This is a genomic window from Niastella vici (genome assembly GCF_002077945.1).
Lineage (GTDB): Bacteria > Bacteroidota > Bacteroidia > Chitinophagales > Chitinophagaceae > Niastella > Niastella vici.
Genome location: NZ_LVYD01000045.1, coordinates 221,179 through 241,060, shown reverse-complemented (window position 1 = coordinate 241,060; position 19,882 = coordinate 221,179). Strand labels below are relative to the sequence as shown.

General features: G+C 44.2%; 17 protein-coding genes. 3 read left to right on the top strand and 14 right to left on the bottom strand.

From position 1 onward, the window contains the following. Positions 1-111: 111 nt before the first annotated feature. Together A3860_RS16310 and A3860_RS16305 are read right to left on the bottom strand one after the other, a co-directional pair. Positions 112-1,242, bottom strand: a complete 1,131-nt coding sequence (locus A3860_RS16310) for a formylglycine-generating enzyme family protein (protein WP_245843556.1) — start codon at positions 1,240-1,242, stop codon at positions 112-114. 24 nt (positions 1,243-1,266) lie between these two features. Beyond that, complete coding sequence (locus tag A3860_RS16305) at positions 1,267-2,712, bottom strand: arylsulfatase (RefSeq protein ID WP_245843555.1); 1,446 nt, start codon at positions 2,710-2,712, stop codon at positions 1,267-1,269. Between the two features lie 159 nt (positions 2,713-2,871). On the opposite strand from A3860_RS16305, the gene A3860_RS16300 reads away from it, so the two are divergent. Next, on the top strand, positions 2,872-3,693 hold the full coding sequence (locus A3860_RS16300; protein WP_081147786.1) for a purine-nucleoside phosphorylase: 822 nt from the start codon (positions 2,872-2,874) through the stop codon (positions 3,691-3,693). 42 nt (positions 3,694-3,735) lie between these two features. On the opposite strand, the gene A3860_RS16295 is transcribed toward A3860_RS16300, so the two are convergent. Then, entirely contained in the window at positions 3,736-4,122 is a 387-nt protein-coding gene (locus A3860_RS16295; RefSeq protein WP_081147785.1) for a response regulator, read from the bottom strand. A gap of 205 nt (positions 4,123-4,327) precedes the next feature. Between A3860_RS16295 and A3860_RS16290 the strand changes: the two genes are divergently transcribed. Next, entirely contained in the window at positions 4,328-5,161 is an 834-nt protein-coding gene (locus A3860_RS16290) for a serine hydrolase (RefSeq protein WP_245843554.1), read from the top strand. 6 nt (positions 5,162-5,167) lie between these two features. On the opposite strand, the gene A3860_RS16285 is transcribed toward A3860_RS16290, so the two are convergent. The 8 genes from A3860_RS16285 to A3860_RS16245 all read right to left on the bottom strand — a co-directional run bounded on the left by A3860_RS16285 (position 5,168) and on the right by A3860_RS16245 (position 13,460). Further along, on the bottom strand, positions 5,168-6,124 hold the full coding sequence (locus A3860_RS16285) for a cation diffusion facilitator family transporter (protein ID WP_081147783.1): 957 nt from the start codon (positions 6,122-6,124) through the stop codon (positions 5,168-5,170). Between the two features lie 407 nt (positions 6,125-6,531). Continuing rightward, positions 6,532-7,221, bottom strand: coding sequence for a hypothetical protein (locus tag A3860_RS16280; protein WP_081147782.1), 690 nt, complete (start codon positions 7,219-7,221; stop codon positions 6,532-6,534). Between the two features lie 174 nt (positions 7,222-7,395). After that, the gene (locus tag A3860_RS16275; RefSeq protein WP_245843553.1) at positions 7,396-9,423 is read right to left on the bottom strand and encodes an alpha-ketoacid dehydrogenase subunit alpha/beta; all 2,028 of its coding nucleotides are present in this window, start codon (positions 9,421-9,423) and stop codon (positions 7,396-7,398) included. Positions 9,424-9,828: 405 nt separating this feature from the next. Continuing rightward, a complete protein-coding gene (locus A3860_RS16265; protein WP_081147779.1) occupies positions 9,829-10,440 on the bottom strand; it encodes a fumarylacetoacetate hydrolase family protein in 612 nt (203 codons plus the stop codon). Between the two features lie 147 nt (positions 10,441-10,587). Next, a complete protein-coding gene (pth, locus tag A3860_RS16260; RefSeq protein ID WP_081147778.1) occupies positions 10,588-11,163 on the bottom strand; it encodes an aminoacyl-tRNA hydrolase in 576 nt (191 codons plus the stop codon). Between the two features lie 276 nt (positions 11,164-11,439). After that, on the bottom strand, positions 11,440-12,090 hold the full coding sequence (locus A3860_RS16255) for a 50S ribosomal protein L25 (protein WP_081147777.1): 651 nt from the start codon (positions 12,088-12,090) through the stop codon (positions 11,440-11,442). 49 nt (positions 12,091-12,139) lie between these two features. Continuing rightward, a complete protein-coding gene (locus A3860_RS16250; RefSeq protein WP_081147776.1) occupies positions 12,140-13,090 on the bottom strand; it encodes a ribose-phosphate pyrophosphokinase in 951 nt (316 codons plus the stop codon). A 145-nt stretch (positions 13,091-13,235) separates the two neighbouring features. Next, positions 13,236-13,460, bottom strand: coding sequence for a hypothetical protein (locus A3860_RS16245; RefSeq protein ID WP_081147775.1), 225 nt, complete (start codon positions 13,458-13,460; stop codon positions 13,236-13,238). Between the two features lie 122 nt (positions 13,461-13,582). Here A3860_RS16245 and radC point away from each other — a divergent pair, with 122 nt between their 5' ends. Further along, positions 13,583-14,275, top strand: coding sequence for a RadC family protein (radC, locus tag A3860_RS16240; RefSeq protein WP_081147774.1), 693 nt, complete (start codon positions 13,583-13,585; stop codon positions 14,273-14,275). A gap of 41 nt (positions 14,276-14,316) precedes the next feature. Here radC and A3860_RS16235 read toward each other — a convergent pair whose 3' ends face one another. The 3 genes from A3860_RS16235 to A3860_RS16225 all read right to left on the bottom strand — a co-directional run bounded on the left by A3860_RS16235 (position 14,317) and on the right by A3860_RS16225 (position 19,406). Then, positions 14,317-14,631: a DUF3467 domain-containing protein gene (locus A3860_RS16235; RefSeq protein WP_216823457.1), complete on the bottom strand. Its 315-nt coding sequence runs from the start codon at positions 14,629-14,631 to the stop codon at positions 14,317-14,319. Positions 14,632-14,764: 133 nt separating this feature from the next. Beyond that, positions 14,765-16,201 carry a SusD/RagB family nutrient-binding outer membrane lipoprotein gene (locus tag A3860_RS16230; RefSeq protein WP_081147772.1) on the bottom strand — a complete coding sequence of 479 codons (1,437 nt, stop codon included), beginning with the start codon at positions 16,199-16,201 and terminating at the stop codon, positions 14,765-14,767. A gap of 13 nt (positions 16,202-16,214) precedes the next feature. Continuing rightward, positions 16,215-19,406, bottom strand: coding sequence for a SusC/RagA family TonB-linked outer membrane protein (locus A3860_RS16225; RefSeq protein ID WP_081147771.1), 3,192 nt, complete (start codon positions 19,404-19,406; stop codon positions 16,215-16,217). Positions 19,407-19,882 lie beyond the last annotated feature (476 nt).

Genomic DNA, 19,882 nt, shown 5'->3' with positions numbered 1-19,882 from the left:
AGGCCTGCACAGGCCTCGAAGTGTGCGACGCAACTTCAGCTAAATAGTAGCTCAACAGCCGGGACAAAAATTCCTGGCCTGTTTATTATGTGGTGTTTTGCCCAAACCCATTTACTTTTTTACGCATCTAAACCCGGTATGTTCTAATCCTGTATCGGGGGAGGTTTTCATGCGGGCCGACACCCGGTAACTGGCGCAATAGGATGCATGGCATAAAAAGGAGCCGCCCCGAACCACTCTTTTGGGAACAGTGGGCTCTTCGGGATCGTAGCTGGCTGCCGGGCCAGCTGGATTGATCAGTTTTTTTGCATTGATCTGCGCGTAATAATCCGACCGGTACCAATCGGAACACCATTCCCATACATTGCCGGCCATATCGTACAAACCATATGCATTGGCTGCAAATGATTGCACCGGGGCCACGCGGGCATACCCATCAGTAACCGTATTGTAATCAGGAAAATGGCCCTGCCAGATATTTGCTTTCGGTTGCCCCTTCTCGACAGGCTCACTGCCCCAGGTAAAAGGCTGGTTGGTAAGCCCCGCCCTGGCGGCCCACTCCCACTCCGCTTCGGTAGGCAGGCGTTTGCCCGCCCATTTGGCATAAGCCATTGCATCGTCCCACGAAACCTGTACAACCGGAAAATTGTCTTTTCCCTTTATGTTGCTCCCGGGTCCCTGCGGATGTTTCCAGTTGGCCCCCTTCACCCATTGCCACCACTGGCTTACATCATTCAGTTGAACAGGGTGCGCAGGTGGGGTAAACACCAGCGAGGCAGCAACGAGCAGGCTATCTGCCGGCTTTGGCGTACCCGGCGGTAATTGTTTCTTTAACTCTGACCAATCGGGGGTGCGTTCAGCTGTTGTAACATACCCCGTTGCTTTTACAAATTGGGAGAACATGCCATTGGTCACTTCGGTGGCATCCATATAAAAACCATCTACATGAACTGCGTGCTGCGGATATTCATCGGGCCTTCCGGCTTTATCAGCGGCCCCCATTAAAAAATCGCCTCCAGGAACTTTTACCATCCCGGCGTAGGAACTATTACCACTGGCAGTAATAGAATCGGTTGACGCTTTTGCGGCAAAGCGCGATGGTAAATTAGAAGTACATGACATCACTGTATCACCTGCCGGCAAACTATCTTTCTTTGCAACAACGGTAGTACCGCCCGATTGTTTGCATCCCAGGCCTGCAGCCATTATACCCAAAGCACAAATGGTGATCAGTTTATTCATATTTATATTTAACGACATCAATTATTATTCTTTGTTAGTGGAAGCCCCGGCAGCCTTTGTAAACAAAGGGAAATCCGGACTCTCCCGATGTTGTTCCTGCATAATTTTTCGTATCGCCTGCACTATATCAGGATGTTTGCCGGCAATATTATTTTTTTCACTTACATCATTTTGCAGATCGTACAATTCAATTGGGCCATTTGGATTACTGGCAGCATTCAATTTCACCCCTTTCCATTTTCCCATGCGTACGGCCTGCTTGCCGCCCTGTTCATGAAATTCCCAATACAACCAGGGATGAAGGGGTGCATTTTTTTGACCCAGCAAAGCCGGTACAATTGAAATACCATCGATGTTTTTAGGTTTCGGTTGTTTTGCCAGCTCGGCAAACGTGGGCAGAAAATCCCAGAAAGCACCGGTATAATCAGAAGTACTGCCTCCCTTTATTTTACCTGGCCACCAGGCGATCATTGGTTCGCGGATGCCGCCTTCATACAGATCTCTTTTAATACCCCGTAGCGAACCATTGCTGTTGAAGAAAGCCGGGTCGTTGCCCCCTTCGTTATGCGGACCATTATCACTTGAAAAAATAACCATTGTATTTTTATCAATTCCCAGTTCGCGCAATTGCTGAAGCACCTGCCCTACATATATATCTAACCGGTTTACCATGGCAGCATAAGCAGCATGTGGATAGCCCTGTGGTGCATACCCTTTACCGTTCCATTGTTCAGTAACGGGTTGCTCTTTTTCATGAAACAGTTTTTTATATTTCTCGAACAAACTGTCGTTTGGCACCTGCAAGGCTGCATGTGGTAATGTATAAGACAGATACAGGAAGAAAGGTTTGTTCTTTTGATCACGAATAAAACCAAGCGCCTTCTGGTGTATTAGATCGGCCGAGTAATCGGTATTCGCTGCGAAATTAATGCGGGTATCGTTCTGCCACAGGTGATCGGGGTAATAATTATGCGCCAGGGACTGACAGTTATAACCATAGAAAGAATCAAATCCCTGCTTTATTGGATCGCCCGATGAAGCTACCGGTCCAAGCCCCCATTTCCCAAAATCACCCGTTGCATAACCTGCTTTTTTTAATACTTCGGCAATGGTAATAGCCGAATCAGGTATGGGCCATTGGCCTTCCGGTTCCACTCCCTTATTGCCACGTATAGGGGTATGTCCGGTATGCTGACCGGTTAATAAAGAAGAACGGGACGGTGCGCATACAGCGGTGCCTGCATAAAATTGTGTAAACCGCATTCCCTGTTTTGCCATGGCATCGAGGTTAGGCGTTTGTATCAGCTTTTGTCCATAACAACCCAGATCACCATAGCCAAGATCATCGGCCAAAATAAAAATGATATTGGGCGGCGTTGATCCTGTTTGCTGACCCGAAGTTATTTCAGGCTGTAACAGCATTGATAAATTAACAAGGGCAATCGCAATAAATGTTTTGCTCAACCGCATGGGCATTTATTTGATGTTTAGTTATTACTCCACTAAATTAATAGATTTAACAATACAGTTCATAAAATGACTGTATATGACTTATACATTGATGAATAAAAATATTCAAATGCGCCAAAATAACCACCGGAATGCCTTATTTTGAAAAAAAATAACGGGATGAACCAAATCGTTGAAAAAATTGCACAAACCACCCATTTTTTAGAAGAGAAAGGATTTACCGGGGCCTCTACTGCTATTGTTTTAGGGACCGGACTGGGCTCATTTATTGACCGGGTTGAGGTGGTACAGCAAATTTCGTATAACGATATCCCACATTTTCCTACCTCTACGGTTGAATCGCACAAGGGCAAGCTTATGCTGGCCACTGCCGGAAATAAAAAGATACTGATCATGCAGGGGCGGTTTCACTATTATGAGGGATACAGCATGCAACAAATCACTTTCCCTGTAAGGGTATTTAAGGCATTAGGCATAACCAGCCTGTTGCTGAGCAATGCCGCAGGCGGCATGAACCCAGAATACAAAAAAGGTGATCTTGTGTTGCTTACCGACCACATTAACCTGCAACCGGAAAATCCTTTACGCGGAGTGAACGAACCTGGCCTGGGTCCCCGGTTCCCCGATATGAGCCAGCCGTACGATTTACGATTGAACAAACTTTTTATAAAAACGGCCCTTGACCTCTCGCTGCCGCTTAAACAGGGTATTTATGTAGCTGTACCCGGCCCTAACCTCGAAACAAGGGCAGAATACCGTTTTCTTCGGGTGATCGGGGCAGATATGGTAGGCATGAGCACCGTTCCTGAAGTGATTGTGGCCAACCAGATCGGGTTGCATTGTGCCGCCGTTAGTGTGATCACCGATGAATGCGATCCCGAGAACCTGCATCCGGTAAATATTGAAGAAATTATTGCCGTAGCTGGAAAAGCCGATCAAAAACTGAGTGCAGTGTTTAAAGGTGTTATTGAACAACTATAACGAAGCCATGCAGGAAAATAATTACGCCAATGCAAAACACCACTACGAAACAACCAATGATCGCAAAAGGCTGCAAATGTCTGAAAACCGGGAAGGCTTTGTAATAAACGATTCCGCTCCCAGTTCTTTTGTTTTGGCAATATCACCGGGACTGGAGCTGGTTGAGTAAATAATGACCGGGATGTCTTTTAACGCATCGGTTTGTTTTATTTCTTTCAGGAACTGCAATCCCCCCATGCGGGGCATATTAAGATCAACAAATATATAGTCGGGCAGCGTGTTGGCCGATGCAAGCAACTTCAACGCATCATAGCCATTGGTAGCGGTTAGTAAAACAAGGCCGGCATCAACTTTTTCCAAAGCCGATTTGAAGATTTCATGATCATCCAGGTCGTCATCTATCAGGAACAGCAGTTGATTTTGAAGCATACCTTTAAATTTCAGGCAATGGAAGTTGCTCTCTATTCAAGTTAACGTTTTTTTCCATAAAAACAGCACCCTGTTTTTAACAGCGGTTCGCGCCTGAATACATTTTCTATTATCTTCGGCATTATAACTACTGGTTATGACCATTTATCCAAAAATTTTCTTACTGCTTGGCAGTTTATTTCTTCTTTCAGCCTGTTCAAACCGTATGACATTAAATAAACTTCAGGACAACATAAAATCGAAGCTGGCAGAACAGCCCGGCGATTTTGCCGTTGCCTTTAAAGACCTTTCAACAGGCGAAACCATACTCATCAATGAACAGCAATATTTTCATGCGGCGAGCACCATGAAAACACCGGTGATGATAGAAGTATACAAGCAGGCTGCCGCGGGGGCCTTTTCACTCAACGATTCCTTTGTGCTGAAGAATGAATTCAAAAGCATTGTTGATAGCAGTGTATTCAGCCTGAAGGCCAGTGATGACAGCGAAAAAGAACTATACCAACACTTAGGTGAAAAAAGATCATTGTACAACCTGGTGTACGAGATGATCATCAGGAGTAGCAACCTGGCTACCAATATGGTGATTGAACTGGTAAATGCCCGGCAGGTTACACAAACCATGCGGCAACTGGGCGCCAGCCATATACAGGTGTTGCGGGGTGTTGAGGACTCGAAGGCATTTGATAAAGGATTCAATAACGTTACAACTGCCGGCGACCTGCAGGTGATCTTTGAAAAAATGGCAACCGGTGAAATTGTAGACAGCGCTTCTTCACAGGCCATGATCAATATCCTGTTAAATCAACAATTCAATGAGATCATTCCGGCCCGGTTACCTTCAACAGTGAAGGTTGCTCACAAAACGGGTAACATCATGCATGTTCAACACGATTCGGGCATCGTGTTCTTACCCGATGGAAGAAAATATGTATTGGTGTTGTTATCAAAAAATCTGCAAAAAGAAGATCAGGCAATAAAAGCTATGGCCGAAGTTTCGGAAATGATCTACAAGTATGTAAGCAACCGGGATAAATAAACGGCATCAATGCCGATGGGGTTGTGTAAACGGTTCCAGCTTTTCATTTTCGTTTGAACAGTGAACGGTTTCCGATTCCAGCTCAATGGTGCTGTGGTGAATATTATGATGTATTAACTCATGTTTGAGTTCCTGTATCACTTTCAGTTTTTCCTCAAACGGTAGCTGGTCATCGATGATCACATGCGCGGTGAGTGCATTCTCAGTTGTACTCAATGGCCAAATGTGGATGTGATGCACATTCACAATATGTTTAACCGATAACATAATGCGGGTTATTGCTTCCAGATCAATGCCTGATGGTACCGCATCAACCGACATTTTAAAACTATCGGTTAACAACGACCAGGTACTTATGAGTATGATGATCATTATTGCCAGTCCAATAGCGGGGTCGAGCCAGAACCAGCCGGTATAAGAAATAACAATACCGCCAATGACAACGCCTACCGATACGAGGGCATCGGCCAGTAAATGCCAGTAAGCTCCTTTTATATTGAGATCGGTATCCTTATTCCTGAAGAAAAGAAAGGCAGAAACACTATTTACCACAATGCCTATGGCAGCAACCCAGGCAATTCCATAACCCTGTACAACCGGAGGCGCCTGCAGGCGTTGCACCGATTCGTACCCCAGCGTACCAATGGCTACCAGCAGCAATAATGCATTGAAAAGGGCCGCCAATACAGTTGTTTTCTTTAAGCCGTAGGTAAATCGCGTTGTTGCCTGCCGGTGGGCCAATTTGAAAGCAATATAGGAAAGCAACAAACTGGCAACATCTGCGAGGTTATGTCCTGCATCGCTCAATAGCGACATAGACTTATAGGCAAGACCAGCCACTACTTCTACCATCACAAATAAAATATTCAATGCTATACCAACCTGAAAGGCTTTTAGGCTCGCTTCATTAAATGAAACGGCATGCGAATGGGAATGATGTGCATGTGAATGATCGTGCCCCATAATATTGACGTTTAATTTGGCCCCCCTGCAAATTAACAAATTTGTTTATCATGACAGGTTAACCACTGGTTAGCCTCCTTAACTATACATAAAAAAGCAGTCCCGAAGAATCGGGACTGCGAGTCACATGAGAAAAATTCTATTACCGCAACTGTTTTTAATGATCCAGGGATGAGTTGCGATACGCTATAGAATGAAATCCCCGGAGTTCGTTTATTTGAGACCCCGACTTATAGGAGCGGGCTGCGAAACGTTCAATGGTAAGCCTGCAGGCCTATTGGCTATGCCCTATATTTACCAATTGGCAAATAAGATGCAAGCTGCCAAAGCTTCGCCATGGCCAGGAGGCAGTGTTAGTTCGCATGTACGTTTGCCGTTTCACTCCGGTTTGCCGGGAGCGTCTTAGATTACCTTACTGCTTTTGAGTAATGCAACGGACGTTTGTGCAAAATTTCCATCAGCAGCTCGAACAGATCATTTTCCCTGTAATTGTAACGGAATTCTGTTTCCTTTACGTGCAGATAAAGGGTACCGCTGTTCAATCCACGGAATTTTATTAACCGTGATTTCAGCAAGCCCCAGAACATATCGATTTCATCGACATGCGATTTGCCACGGGTCACACCAGGTACCGATTCATTAATGCGGTACAACCTGATGCTGTTAAAATCGGCAATGCCATTGTAAACATGAAGGCGATATTTTTCAATAATATCCCTGTCGCCTTCTGTTTTTCCTTTTAACCAATCATACATCCACTCTGCATCAATGTTTGCAATTTTATCGGTGTGAATGGTTTCATCGTTTTTGAAGATCCCATAAAACGATTTCTTTGAAACGGTTCCATTGCTGGCAACCGTGCCATTCTCCGATGCATGATAAGTTACCGTTCCATTGGTAAAATGAAATGGATTCCTCTCCTCGCAAAATTTTGCAATGTGTGTACGAATTAGTTTAAAGTACGCATTTACCGTAATACGACTAATTCCAGTAATGTTGGCGATCTGCGTGGCTGTCAGATCTTCCGAGAATAATTTAATAAGTTCCCTAACTTTCCGCTCAGAAAGATGGGCCCCCTTCAGGTATCTGTTTTTCATGGCTGCTTAGGTGGTTTGAAGTACGTAACTCTACGTAAATAAGACAAATTTTATTATACGCCCCGTGTTAAAATATTATAAACGGCAGAAGGATAGGATGTACGCTACAGCCTAGTTATCTTGTAGAATAAGAAGGGGAATGAAATTATCTTGTCGCAGAAGATCTGCTTGTTATTACGAATTCAATAAGTGTTTTATTATCACTGACACTTTTTCACCATTTGGTAACATTGTTTGTTCCAACATCATGTTCATAGGTACCGCTGGTACATTTAATGCACCCAATACTTCCACCGATGCATCGAGCCATTGAAAGCAGGCGTGGGAGATCCTTTGTGCCAGCGCTTCTGCAAAAGAATTATTCTGCTGCTCTTCGGTAAGCACCAAACATTTACCATGTTTTTTTACTCTTTCAAAAATAAAATTTTCATCAAGCGGAAATAACGTGCGCAGATCAATTATATCTATTTGCCCCGGGAAGTTTTTTGCAGCTGACCGCGCCCAGTAAACACCCATTCCATATGTTACTATGCAACATGATTCACCCGAAGCTATTTTACCGTTTTCTGCTTGTAATACCAGGGTAGCTTTTCCTAATGGCAATACATAATCCCGGGACGGCTCAATTGTTTTAGCCTCTTCAGTACCCGGCACTTTACTCCAGTATAATCCTTTATGCTCAAGCATTACCACGGGATTGGGATCAAGGAAAGCTGCTTTCATAAGGCCTTTCATATCTGCCGCGTTGGATGGGTATACTACTTTAATTCCTTTAATTGACAGTAATGTAGTTTCAATACTTCCACTATGATAAGGCCCCCCGCCACCATAGGCGCCAATGGGAACGCGGATAACTGTTTGAACCGGGAACTTGCCGCAACTCAGGTAACAGGATTTTGAGATCTCGGTTACCAGTTGATTAAAACCGGGATAAATATAATCGGCAAACTGTACTTCTACAATTGGCTTCACCCCCACCGCGCTCATGCCCACAGTTGAACCAATGATATATGCTTCCTGAATGGCGGTATTGAAAACCCGTGCATCACTGAATTTTTCAGCAAGGGTAGCTGCTTCGCGAAAAACACCACCCAAACGGCGACCAACATCCTGCCCATACAACATTGCTTCGGGGAACTCTTCCATAATTTCCCTGATGGCAAACAGGGCCGCATCGACCATGATTATTTTTTCATTACCCGCTGGCTGGCGTTGCCCTTTTTCTTCCGTTACCGGGGTTGGCGCAAACACATGCTCGGCTATAGTTGCAGGGTTTGGCTCAGGTGCCTGCACGGCTTGCTGAAACTGCGAGCTTACAGCTTCCCCCGCCTCTTTTTCGATGTACAGCAATTGTTGCTCATCGATACCGTATTGTAATAACCGTTGACGCAGCCCTGGCCCGGGATCATTCACGGCATGTTTCTCCAGGTCTTGCTGTGTGCGGTAAAACTCTTTGCGAACCCCACTGGTATGGTGGCCTAATAAAGGCACTTTGGCCTGAACCAGATAGGGCGTTCTTTGCTGCCGTACATATTGTACCACGCGGTGCATGGTATCAAAACTTTCTTCAAAATTGCTTCCATCAATACGCACCCGGTCAAGGCCGGGAAAACCGCCTGCATAATCATATGCATCCATCACCCGCACTTCATCTGCACTGGCGCTAATGCCCCAGCCATTATCCTGTACGAGGTAGATCACCGGTAATTTCTTCAGCACTGCAAACTGAAATGCTTCGCTTACTTCACCTTCTGTTACACTGGCATCGCCGAGTGAGCAAATGACCACAGGCATTTCGCCATTGGGGCCTTTTATCAATCTATCGCTTTGAACCTGTTCAAGGTATTGAATACCCTGCGCAATACCGGTAGTGGGAATTGCCTGCATACCGGTGGCACTGCTCTGGTGTATGATGGTGGGTTTATCGTCGCCGCGGTAATTGGGGTGCGAATAATATTCGCGGCCCCCGGTAAAGATATCATCACGTTTGGCCAGTAACTGCAACATTAACTGATAGGGCGTAAAGCCCAGCCCCAGCAATATGCTTTCATCGCGATAATAGGGGCTTATATAATCACAGGGCAACAATTGAAAGGCTGTTGCCAGTTGAATAGCTTCATGACCACGGGATGTTGAATGAACGTATTTACAGGCTGCCCGGTTGGCTTCATAGGTTTCGGCCATTGCTTTAGCAGTGCACATAAGCCGGTAGGCCTTTAATAAAATATCGGTATGCATCATAGTTAATCCCCAAAAATAATAATAACAACTGTTAGTTTGTAAGAAAAATCTATGGACGGAATTGAAAGGTCAGAAATTGGCGGCCAGCAACCGGAAACAGGGAGGTATTTTGACCGGTAAACGCATAAAACGTCTTATAGCGACAAAAAAAATTACGATCGCCTGTTTAACCCAATGCCCTGGTATTTGTCTGTATTTCGGGTATAAAAACGCAAATTCAGACATTGGGCTTCCTGGCGGGTACCTATTTTCAACTCTTCGGCTTCGCTCAGGTCAGGTTCGTTCAGGGCAGGCCCGTTCAGAAAACAAAAAAGCCCTTCCCGAAGAATCGGGAAAGGCTATTTCCTTGTAATGATGATCTATTTGTTATTTGATCTCTAAACTTAATAAGCTGTCGTCTTCGATAAAGGCTTCCAGCTCGTCACCAACCACACATTCGCCTACACCAGCAGGTGTGCCGGTAAATACCAGGTCGCCAATATTCACTGAAAAGTAGTTGGAAATGTAAGCTACTACTTTATCAAAGTTATTGATCATTAAACCTGAATTACCCTGCTGCACCAGCTCTTTATTTTTATATAAACAAAAGTTGATGTCTTTTTTGTTCTTGATATTCGTGAACGGGATCCAACGCCCGATCACGGCTGAATTATCCCAGGCTTTCGCTTTTTCCCAGGGCAGCCCCTTCTCTTTTAATTCAGTTTGAATATCACGGGCAGTAAAGTCGATACCAACTGTTACTGCATCATAATACTTACTGGCAAATCTATCCTGGATGTATTTACCATTCTTTGAAATACGCAATACCAGTTCACACTCATAGTGCAATTCATTAGTGAACTCGGGGTAATAAAATGGGGTATGAGCCTGCAATAAAGCACTTTTAGGTTTCATAAAAACGATAGGTTCGTCTGAAACCTCATTACCCAGTTCTTTTGCGTGAGCCACATAATTACGGCCTACACAGAAAATTTTCATACTCAACAAAGGGTTTAATTGAGATAATTGTTTTCAAGTTTCATGCGCCTGGAAAAGCCGGGGTACGTGGGCATAGAGATATTGAATATCAAATTATTACTCACCACAAATATTGGCATTGCGAAAATAAAGATTCAAATTAACAAATCATAGTGTAAACTCCAATTTATTCGCTTCATTCATAGTTCGTTCGATGCCAATGGTGATAAAATTTTCTATCACATCCACACACTTTTCAACCTTTCGTTTTACTAAGGGCGATTCCTCGGGCGTCCAGCGGTCAAGTACAAAATCCGCCTGCCCTCCCCTGGGGAAATTGTTACCGATACCAAAACGTAATCGGGGGTACTTATCGGTAAGAAGGGTCTCCTCTATGCTCCGCAATCCATTATGACCAGCACAGCTACCCGAAGGTCGAAGCCGTATCCGGGAAAGCGGTAGTGCAATATCGTCTACTATTACCAATAATTGTTCCAAAGCGACTGATTCTTTTTCCATCCAGTACTTTACCGCCTTGCCACTCAGGTTCATGTAGGTCGAAGGCTTGATAATTGTCAATTTTTTGCCCTTCCATTTCAACTCACAAACTTGTGCCAGCCGTCCTACCCCAAAAAAGCCACCATGCTTTTGGGCAAAAGCATCCACTACATCAAAACCTATGTTGTGACGTGTATACGTATAATCATCTCCAATATTACCTAAACCTATCAACAGGAACTTCATGTGGCAATAGTTGAATAATGTGTGGTGGGGTAAGCAGAAGGCTGAAATTGCCAAAAAACGATCAATTCAAGTCTAAATGTATCAACAGGTCAATCAGGCAAACCGGTAATTGGATCAAATTGGTCAAATGAGTCAATTCAGTCGGATAGTCGGATCAGTAAAAAGGGTCAAATCAGTCAATGATTCCTTTTTCTCAATTCCTCATGTGACTCACCTGACCTCTTTATTTTGACTTAAAAGCCCGGTATTACCCGGGCTTTATATGCATTGATTTATTTACTTCTTAGCGGCAGGCGCTTTAGCAGCAGGCGCTTTAGCGGCAGCAGCAGCAGCGGGCGCTTTAGCAGCTCCGGCCGCAGGGGCAGCAGCTTCTTCCTGTTTCAACTGACGCGTCATAACTACTGATGCGATAGGAATACGTGGTGAGTTCAGGATCTCATAATTAGGCTCCTTAACATCTTCAACACGAATGTTACCATTCAGCTGCAGCTCGGTGATATCAACCTCAATGTTCTCTTTCAGGTATTGGGGTAATGACTTAACTTTTAAAGACTTTACTTTTGTGATAAGACGACCACCATCTTTTACACCCTGAGAAGCACCAGTGAACTTAATAGGAATAGTAGCGATCACTGCTTTGTCCTGAACCAACTCGAGGAAGTCAACATGCGACAATTGATCTGAAACCTTATCAAATTGCAGGTCTTTCAGAATGCATCTGTAGCTCTTTCCATCTACTTTAACTTCAGCTAACTGGAAATCAGGAGTATATACGATGGATTTGAAAGCCAGCACAGGAGCTGAAAAAGAAATTTCCTGTGTACCGCCGTAAATTACACCAGGCACCAGTCCCTGAGAGCGAAGTTGGCGGGTGGCTTTTTTCCCGGTTTCGGTCCTCAGTTGTCCTTCGATTGTAATTGTTTTCATTGCTTATTATTGTTTAAAAGTTCCTTTGTTGCAAACAGCTTTCAATTGGCTAGCTGTTACGTCTTTGACTATGTATAAATAACCCGGTGATACTTCTGTTCTCATACGCATTGCGTATTGCCACTGCAAACAGTTCGGCCACACTCAGGATCTTCAATTTCGAGATCTTCTGTTTCAGGGGTATTGTGTCACAAACTACCAGTTCTTCCAAAACACTGTTCTCAATATTTGAGTAGGCATTTCCGCTTAAAACCGGGTGTGTACACAATGCACGAACGCTGCGGGCTCCTTTTTGCTTCAACAAACCGGCTGCTTTTGCCAGTGTTCCGCCTGTATCACAAATATCATCTATCAATACCACGTCGCGGTCGGAAACATCACCAATAACAACCATACTGGCTATTTCATTGGCCCGTTTACGATGCTTATCGCAGATCACCATTTCGGCATTGAAATAAGACGCGATCTCACGTATACGGTTGGCACTTCCCACGTCGGGGGCCGCAAAGGTAAGGTTTTCCAACTGAAGTTGCTGGATGTATGGAATAAAAATAGCAGAACTATCGAGATGGTCTACGGGAATATCAAAATAGCCCTGGATTTGCGGAGCGTGCAGGTCCATGGTTATAACACGATCGGCGCCGGCAGCCACTAACATATTGGCAATCAGCTTTGAACCAATGGCCACACGGGGCTTATCCTTTCGGTCCTGCCGCGCGTAGCCATAATATGGTATCACAGCCACCACTTTATAGGCCGAAGCCCGCCGGGCGGCATCGATCATTAATAGTAATTCAAGAATATTTTCGGCCGGGGCAAAAGTACTTTGCACCAGGAAAACCATATCGCCACGGATACTCTCCTGAAAAACAGGCTGAATTTCTCCGTCGCTAAATTTAGAGATGGTTATTTTTCCAAGGGTGGCCCCGAATTTCTGAGCTATTTTCTCGGCCAGGTATTGTGAACCTGTGCCTGAAAAGATCTTGCTTGACATTTGCATACCGCAGTAAAATGTGCGGCGAAGATAACGCGAAGATGGGTATTTGCCCGATAACCTCTTAACAAAAAATTTATTTCATCAACGTGTAAAAAAATAGTATTGTCCCAATGGTTACTGATTAATCGGTGCATCCCCCAAATACGTGTTACTTGTTGGTTACTGTCAGCAGCATTTTTGAACCTCCGGGCGCCATGGTTACTATTTTATGTCCTGTTCCCGCGTCTTTTGCGATCGACTTCTTGGGATAGAAGGCATAAAATATGGCCGAGCAAATAAAAATTGAGAAGAAAAGGGCAACAAAATACATTCCAATGCAAAAAAGGAAGGGTTGATAACCTCCAATAGCGGCTAAAGTAGTCTTTCTGTTCATGGGGATATAGATTAAATTCTTAATAAGATTTGGATTTATACTGAAATAACGCACAATTTAGTACTTAAAGTACATTTTGTGGTTATAGTATTTGTGCGAAAAGTACTAGAAATTTTTGATGTATGCAAGAGATTAAAGTTTCAATAAAAAAATGGGCTAAAGACGACCGGCCAAGGGAAAAGCTACTTGGGAAAAATCCATCAACTTTAAGTGACTCAGAACTACTGGCCATACTCATCGGAAACGGTCATCGGGAAAAAAATGCCGTTGATCTGGCAAAAGAGGTCCTACGACTGGGGAAGAACAACCTAAATGAACTAGGTAAAGTTACCATACAGGAAATGATGCGCCTGAAAGGAATAGGGAAAGTAAAGGCCATTACCATTGTTGCCGCCCTTGAACTGGGGCGCCGCCGGCAGGCTTCCCTTTACCTGGAAAAGCCAATTGTAAAAAGCAGCCGCGATATTGCCAATTACCTGCAGGCGCTGCTGCGCGACCTCCCGCACGAGGTTTTTGCCGTAGCCTACCTGAACCAGGCCAACCGCATCAATCATTTTGAAATAGTAAGTAAGGGCGGTATTACCGGAACCGTTGCCGATCCCCGGGTCATTTTAAAAAAAGCGGTGCTGGAAGATGCGGTAAGCATTATCCTTTGTCATAATCACCCTTCGGGCAATCTGCAACCCAGCAAGGCCGACCAGGACCTCACCCGTAAATTGAAGGATGCCGCCCAATTGCTCGACATTGACCTGTTCGACCATATTATAGTAAGTGAAAACGGATACTTCAGCTTTGCCGATGCAGACATGCTTTAATGGCATGAACCGGAGTCAATCCTTTTACTGCGCCCAGAGGACTACGCCTGTGCAGTTGGCCCCCCGAAATTCATTGGCAGCTGCACATCTTCCAGGTCCTGGATCTTTCCGTTAGCGGCTTCAAAACGTTGGATATTTTCGGTTAAGGCCTTCATAAAGCGCTTGGCATGCTGAGGCGTTAATATAATGCGTGATTTTACCTTGCTTTTAGGCGTGCCGGGCATTACGTTCACAAAATCTATTACAAACTCGGCATGAGAATGCGTAATGATGGCAAGATTGGCATATTCCCCTTCGGCTACTTCTTCAGAAATTTCGATATTAAGCTGGTTTTGCTGTGGATTTTGATCTTCCATCATTAAAAGTTTAAGGCTCAAATGTAAGAAACCGGGCGTAATGGTATGTACTGAATTTTATATTTCCAGGTGAATGCCTTAAAAAAACAAGCCTCCCGACAAGTCGGGAGGCTTGCACATGAAATAAGCTATTTTAGAATTTATCCCAGAACAATTTGGTTTCCACCTTATCACTACCAATGGCAGCAGCGGCAGCTGTGTAATTGGTTCCGTTTAACTGTTGTTCGTTACCCGGATAAGGGAAGCGGTTGGGGTATCCTGAAATGGCATTCAGCGCCAGCGTCAATTGTGGATAATCGAGCCGGCGTACTTCTACCCAACCATCAAATGGCCGGTTGTATAAAGCGATCCATTTCTGGAAACCGATCTTTTGTTTGTAGCTACCTGTAGCTGTAGCATATGCCACCTGGCTTTGTGCCAGGTAGGTTGCCGCATCAGAAGCAGAGCCACCCCAATATACTATAGATGCGGTAATGGCATTGTTATAATGGTCGGAGGCTGTACCGGCAACATTGAAACCACGTTCCTTGGCTTCGGCCCGCAAAAACTCGGTTTCAACATAATCGCCCAGGATCAGCGGTGCATCGGGTGCAGTAACTTTTGTACTTGGCTTACTGAAATCTGAAAAGGTGTTCACTTTACCTACAATGCCACCGGCATAATTGCCTGCATTGTTGGTACCAAAGTACAATGGTTTGCGGGGATCGTTCAATGAGATCAGGGGGTCCATCAGGTCTTTGGCTGCTATATAATCTGAACGGCCACCCAACACGATATCGGTGTATAAAGGATTGGTATTCGGACTTACAGTCAGATAGGTGAACAGGGCATTATCTGCTGCTGCAGAAATTGCTTTGGCATCTGCAGCTTCAATAGCGGCTTTAGCCGCAGCATTGTCTACATCTGCTACCGTCATACCCATTTTCATCAGCAGGGTGTTGCCAAATTTTATCCATTTGGGAATACTGGCTGAACCGCCGCCATAGATAACATCTTCGGATGAAGCAAAAGAACCACTGCCGGTTTTTAATTTGCCGAGATCATCGGTGAGCCGTTTCAACAGGTCAGAATAAATTGTTTTCGCATCATCATATACAGGAAACAGGTTGTTGGGATCGAGCGCCTCCTTGTATGGAACATTCCCAAAAGTATTTACCAGGATGTTATATGTGTATACCTGCATGATATCAATAATAGCCAGCTGATTGTCCTTTTTGCCGGCATCAAGCGATGCATCTGCCGAAATTATCCGGGCCGATTCTTTTAAGTCATTTAGTACATCACGGTATAATCTCGTCCACCAGGCAGCTGGAATACCTCTCGTAGCAAAATCATACTGTGCTTCGTCCTGATAAACTGCCATGGCCCAATGTTTTACAGTAAACCGCCATACGTTTACGTTTACGCTGGCATTTGCCATACCATCGGCCAGGTTCTTTACTGCATTGGTGAAAAGAGGCCCTGGTGGTACAGTTGCAGGTTTCTTTGTTTCTTCATTAAACCGGGAAATATCTTTCGTGCATGCCGCCAGTAACAAAACCGGCATTGCTATATAAATGAGTTTTCTCATGATTTTTTCTTTTTTAGAATTTCAACTTTACGTTCAAACCAATAGAGCGGGTTGTGGGATAAGCGCCACTTTGCATACCCTGAATGTTACCGGCAGAAAGGTTTTCTTCGGGATCAGAATAGGGCAGATTTTTATGAATGATCCATAAATTCCTTCCGAACAGGGATACATCGATGCCTTTTATGGCTTTAATCTTTGAAAGTGTGCTTGTTGGCACTGTATAGGTAAGATTGGCTTCCCTCAATTTAATAAAGCTGGCATCGTACGAATAATTTGACTGAGGATTGGCAGGTGAATTGGCATCTATTACCACCCGTTTGGTGTTTACTTTACCATCGGCGGTTACGCCATCGAGGATGATACCACCGCCATCGGCGAGGCTGTTCCGCATGGGATTACCCAGGTCATTCAACCCGGCAGATTCTTTTAACACACCGGTGTATTGGGCATAGAACATGTCGAGCGACCAAACATCGCCACCTTTGCGAACATCTATTAAAAATCCGAGTGAAATGTTTTTATATTTAAAAGTGTTATATACACCTCCGATCCAGTCGGGATTTACATTTCCGATAACATTCGACGTTGTAGTGGTAGCTACATAGTATCCGTTGCTATCAACCAACCGTTTGCCATCTTTCAGTTCCCATGTTTTACCCTGAATGGTTCCGTATGGCTGATCCAAAGTAGCGTTTATGCTAACCCCGCCCTGAAACGATCCAAGGGGCAGGTTCTTACTGTCATTATACAACTTGGTCACCTTGTTTCTATTCCTGGTGAAGTTGAGGTTAACATTCCAGGAAAAATCTTTGGTTCTAACAGGTGTGGCAAACAGCGACAATTCGATCCCTTTATTTTGAATGATACCGGTGTTAAGCACTTTGCTTGAATAACCGGTGGCAGTAGAAATAGACACCGGAACGATCTGGTTCTTACTATCGGCAATATAATAGCTCGCATCAAAACCTAAGCGGCTGTTAAAGAATGCCATTTCGAGCCCGATCTCCTTGCTGTAGGTCTTTTCTGGTACCAGCAAATTATTGTTCTTTTTATCGGGCAATGAGAACAGAATACTGCTTCCGAATGAGCTTGGCTGGTCATATACGTCTTTAACACTTCCCCAGGGCGCATCATTACCTACAATCGCATAGTTCATGCGAATTTTACCGGTTGAGATCCAGGGAACAGTTGTTAAATGATGACTGAAAACCCAGCTTCCTGAAACAGATCCGTAGTTATATACATTAGCGTTTGTTGGTAATGTTGATGACCGGTCTCTGCGAATGGCAGCATCTAATGATAAAAAGTCCTGGTAAGTAAGGGTAAGGCCGCCAAAATAGCCGTCAACTGCAATTGGAGCGCTCGATTCTGAAGGCGCAGGAATGGCACCTTTTGAATTGGCAATGCTGTACAAACCCGGCACCACCAAACCGCCAGATGTAGTAGCGAGTACCGAACGATCGTTACTTCTGCGCATATTCGCACCCAGCAAGCCTTTCAGGTTAAGATCCTTGGTAATGTCTTTATCAACATTGGCCATGAGGTCGTAGTTCACTTCACTGAAAGTACGATCGAAGCGGGTGTAAGAAGCAGTACCCTGGCTTCCTACAGCAACACGTTCTTCCTGAAATTCGGTATAATTATCTACTGAAACACGTCCTAAAAAGCTTAACCAGCTGGTTGCTTTATAATCGAGTGATGCATATCCAAAAACACGTGAACGGGTATCGTTCTCATAGTTTTGGTATATGGTCCAGTAGTAGTTATCGGTATAAATAGGAACTATACCCGAAGCAGTTGAAGGGTCTTTCCAGTTCCAGGTGATATTCTTATGATTTCTTAAATAAGCTTCTTTTTGTTCCTTAACATCCACATTGGTTTGATACCATTGACGGAAGTTCTGGTTTACGTTACGGCCGCTGTATCCGGTTCCGTACCGGCCTTTACCGTCGATCTTTGAATAATTCACTGAAGCGTTCGCTGTTAATTTGGGAGCAATGTTAAACGATGCGCCAAAATTGATGATGTTCTTAACCAGGCGGCTGTTTGGTAACACCCCATGCTCATCATTGCGGGTGTAACCCAGTTTGTAAGAACCCTTGTCAGAAGCCCCATCGAACATTACGCTGTTGTTGGTAGAAACATGTGTTTCATAAAAATGAGATGGATCGTTATCTGCAGCCACCCAGGGTTTTGCTTTATGATAGTATGGTGAAGCAGGATCAAAAGCATCCCAATGATAAACCATTAAGTTGGGATCGAATTTAACGCCATAAGACGCGTCTTCAGATGTAGGCACCACATAATCTTTAACGCCATCGCCATCTACATCAAAATACAGGAAGCCATCTTTTTGATAGGAATCAGAGTAACCGGCTCCGTATTGTTTTTGATAGGTAGGAAAAGTTTTTTTGTCGATAGAATTAACTGTAAAACCTGAGTTAACGGTGATGTTCAGGCCTTTTTTTGCTTTTTTGGTAGTGATCATGATCACCCCATTGGCGGCGCGGGAACCGTATAACGCAGTAGCGGCAGCACCTTTTAACACGTTGATATTTTCAATATCATCGGGGTTAATGTCGGCTGCAGCATTACCATAATCGTATCCGCCGCGGCCGTTTTGCTGGGTGCTTCTGTTATTGATAGCATTTTCAACAGGCACTCCGTCTACAACAAATAAAGCCTGGTTACTTCTTGAAATAGACTTGGTACCACGGATCACGATGTTGGTTGAAGAACCCAACCCGTTACCCTGTTGAATTTGCAAGCCCGATACCTTTCCGGAAAGCGCGCTGAAGGCGTTGCCCGAACGTACGCGGCTAACATCATCTCCACTAACTACCTGTGCAGCATATGGCAGGGTATTTTTTGCCCTTTTGATACCCAGGGCAGTTACCACCACTTCGTTCATGGCGTCTTGTGGGTTCAGGGCAACTGAAATTTTTCCTGAACCGCCTGCTCTTAATTCTGTTTGTTCAAAACCCACGGCGGTGATAATAAAAGTGGCGTTTTGTGGAGCGGTGATGGAGAAGTTGCCGTTTGCATCGGCGGCCACCGCATTTGATGTGCCTTTGATCTTAATGGTAGCAAAAGGAATGGGATCTCCTTTTGTGTCTTTGACGGTCCCGGTCCAAGTTTTGGATTGACCCAGGGCCATAGCAGTGCATAGCACTAACACTGCTAGCAGTGATAGCATTTTTCTCATGTGACTTGTAAGTTTTAAAATTTGAAGTTCTAAATGTATTGAAAATCCTGATTCACCATAAAAAAAAGTTAAAACAGGAAATTTAATAATAGAACCAATTTGAGCTAGACAAGATGAAATTGGTAAAAGCTGCAATTTCAATTTTACAACTATGCTGAACATACGACGCAAATAGGGCAATTATCCCCACTCCTGTTGCAAACAATTAAAAATAAAGGCGTTAATATATTTTTATTTTATTTAAACCGTTTCCTTTTATTATCTCATCCTTCCAAAAAGAAAGTCACAATTCACGCTTTAATGCACTTCAGAAATAAAAAAAAATGTTCAGTGGTATGTTATTTTTTTTGATCTGTATCAATTCAATTTTTACAGGAAATTGCCTGTGGCAGCTCTCCGGTCCCCCTTAAAAAGGTCAATAGCACCGCAGATCTCCGCAAAAAAAATAGCCCCGCTTTAGCGGGGCTAAAGTGGGG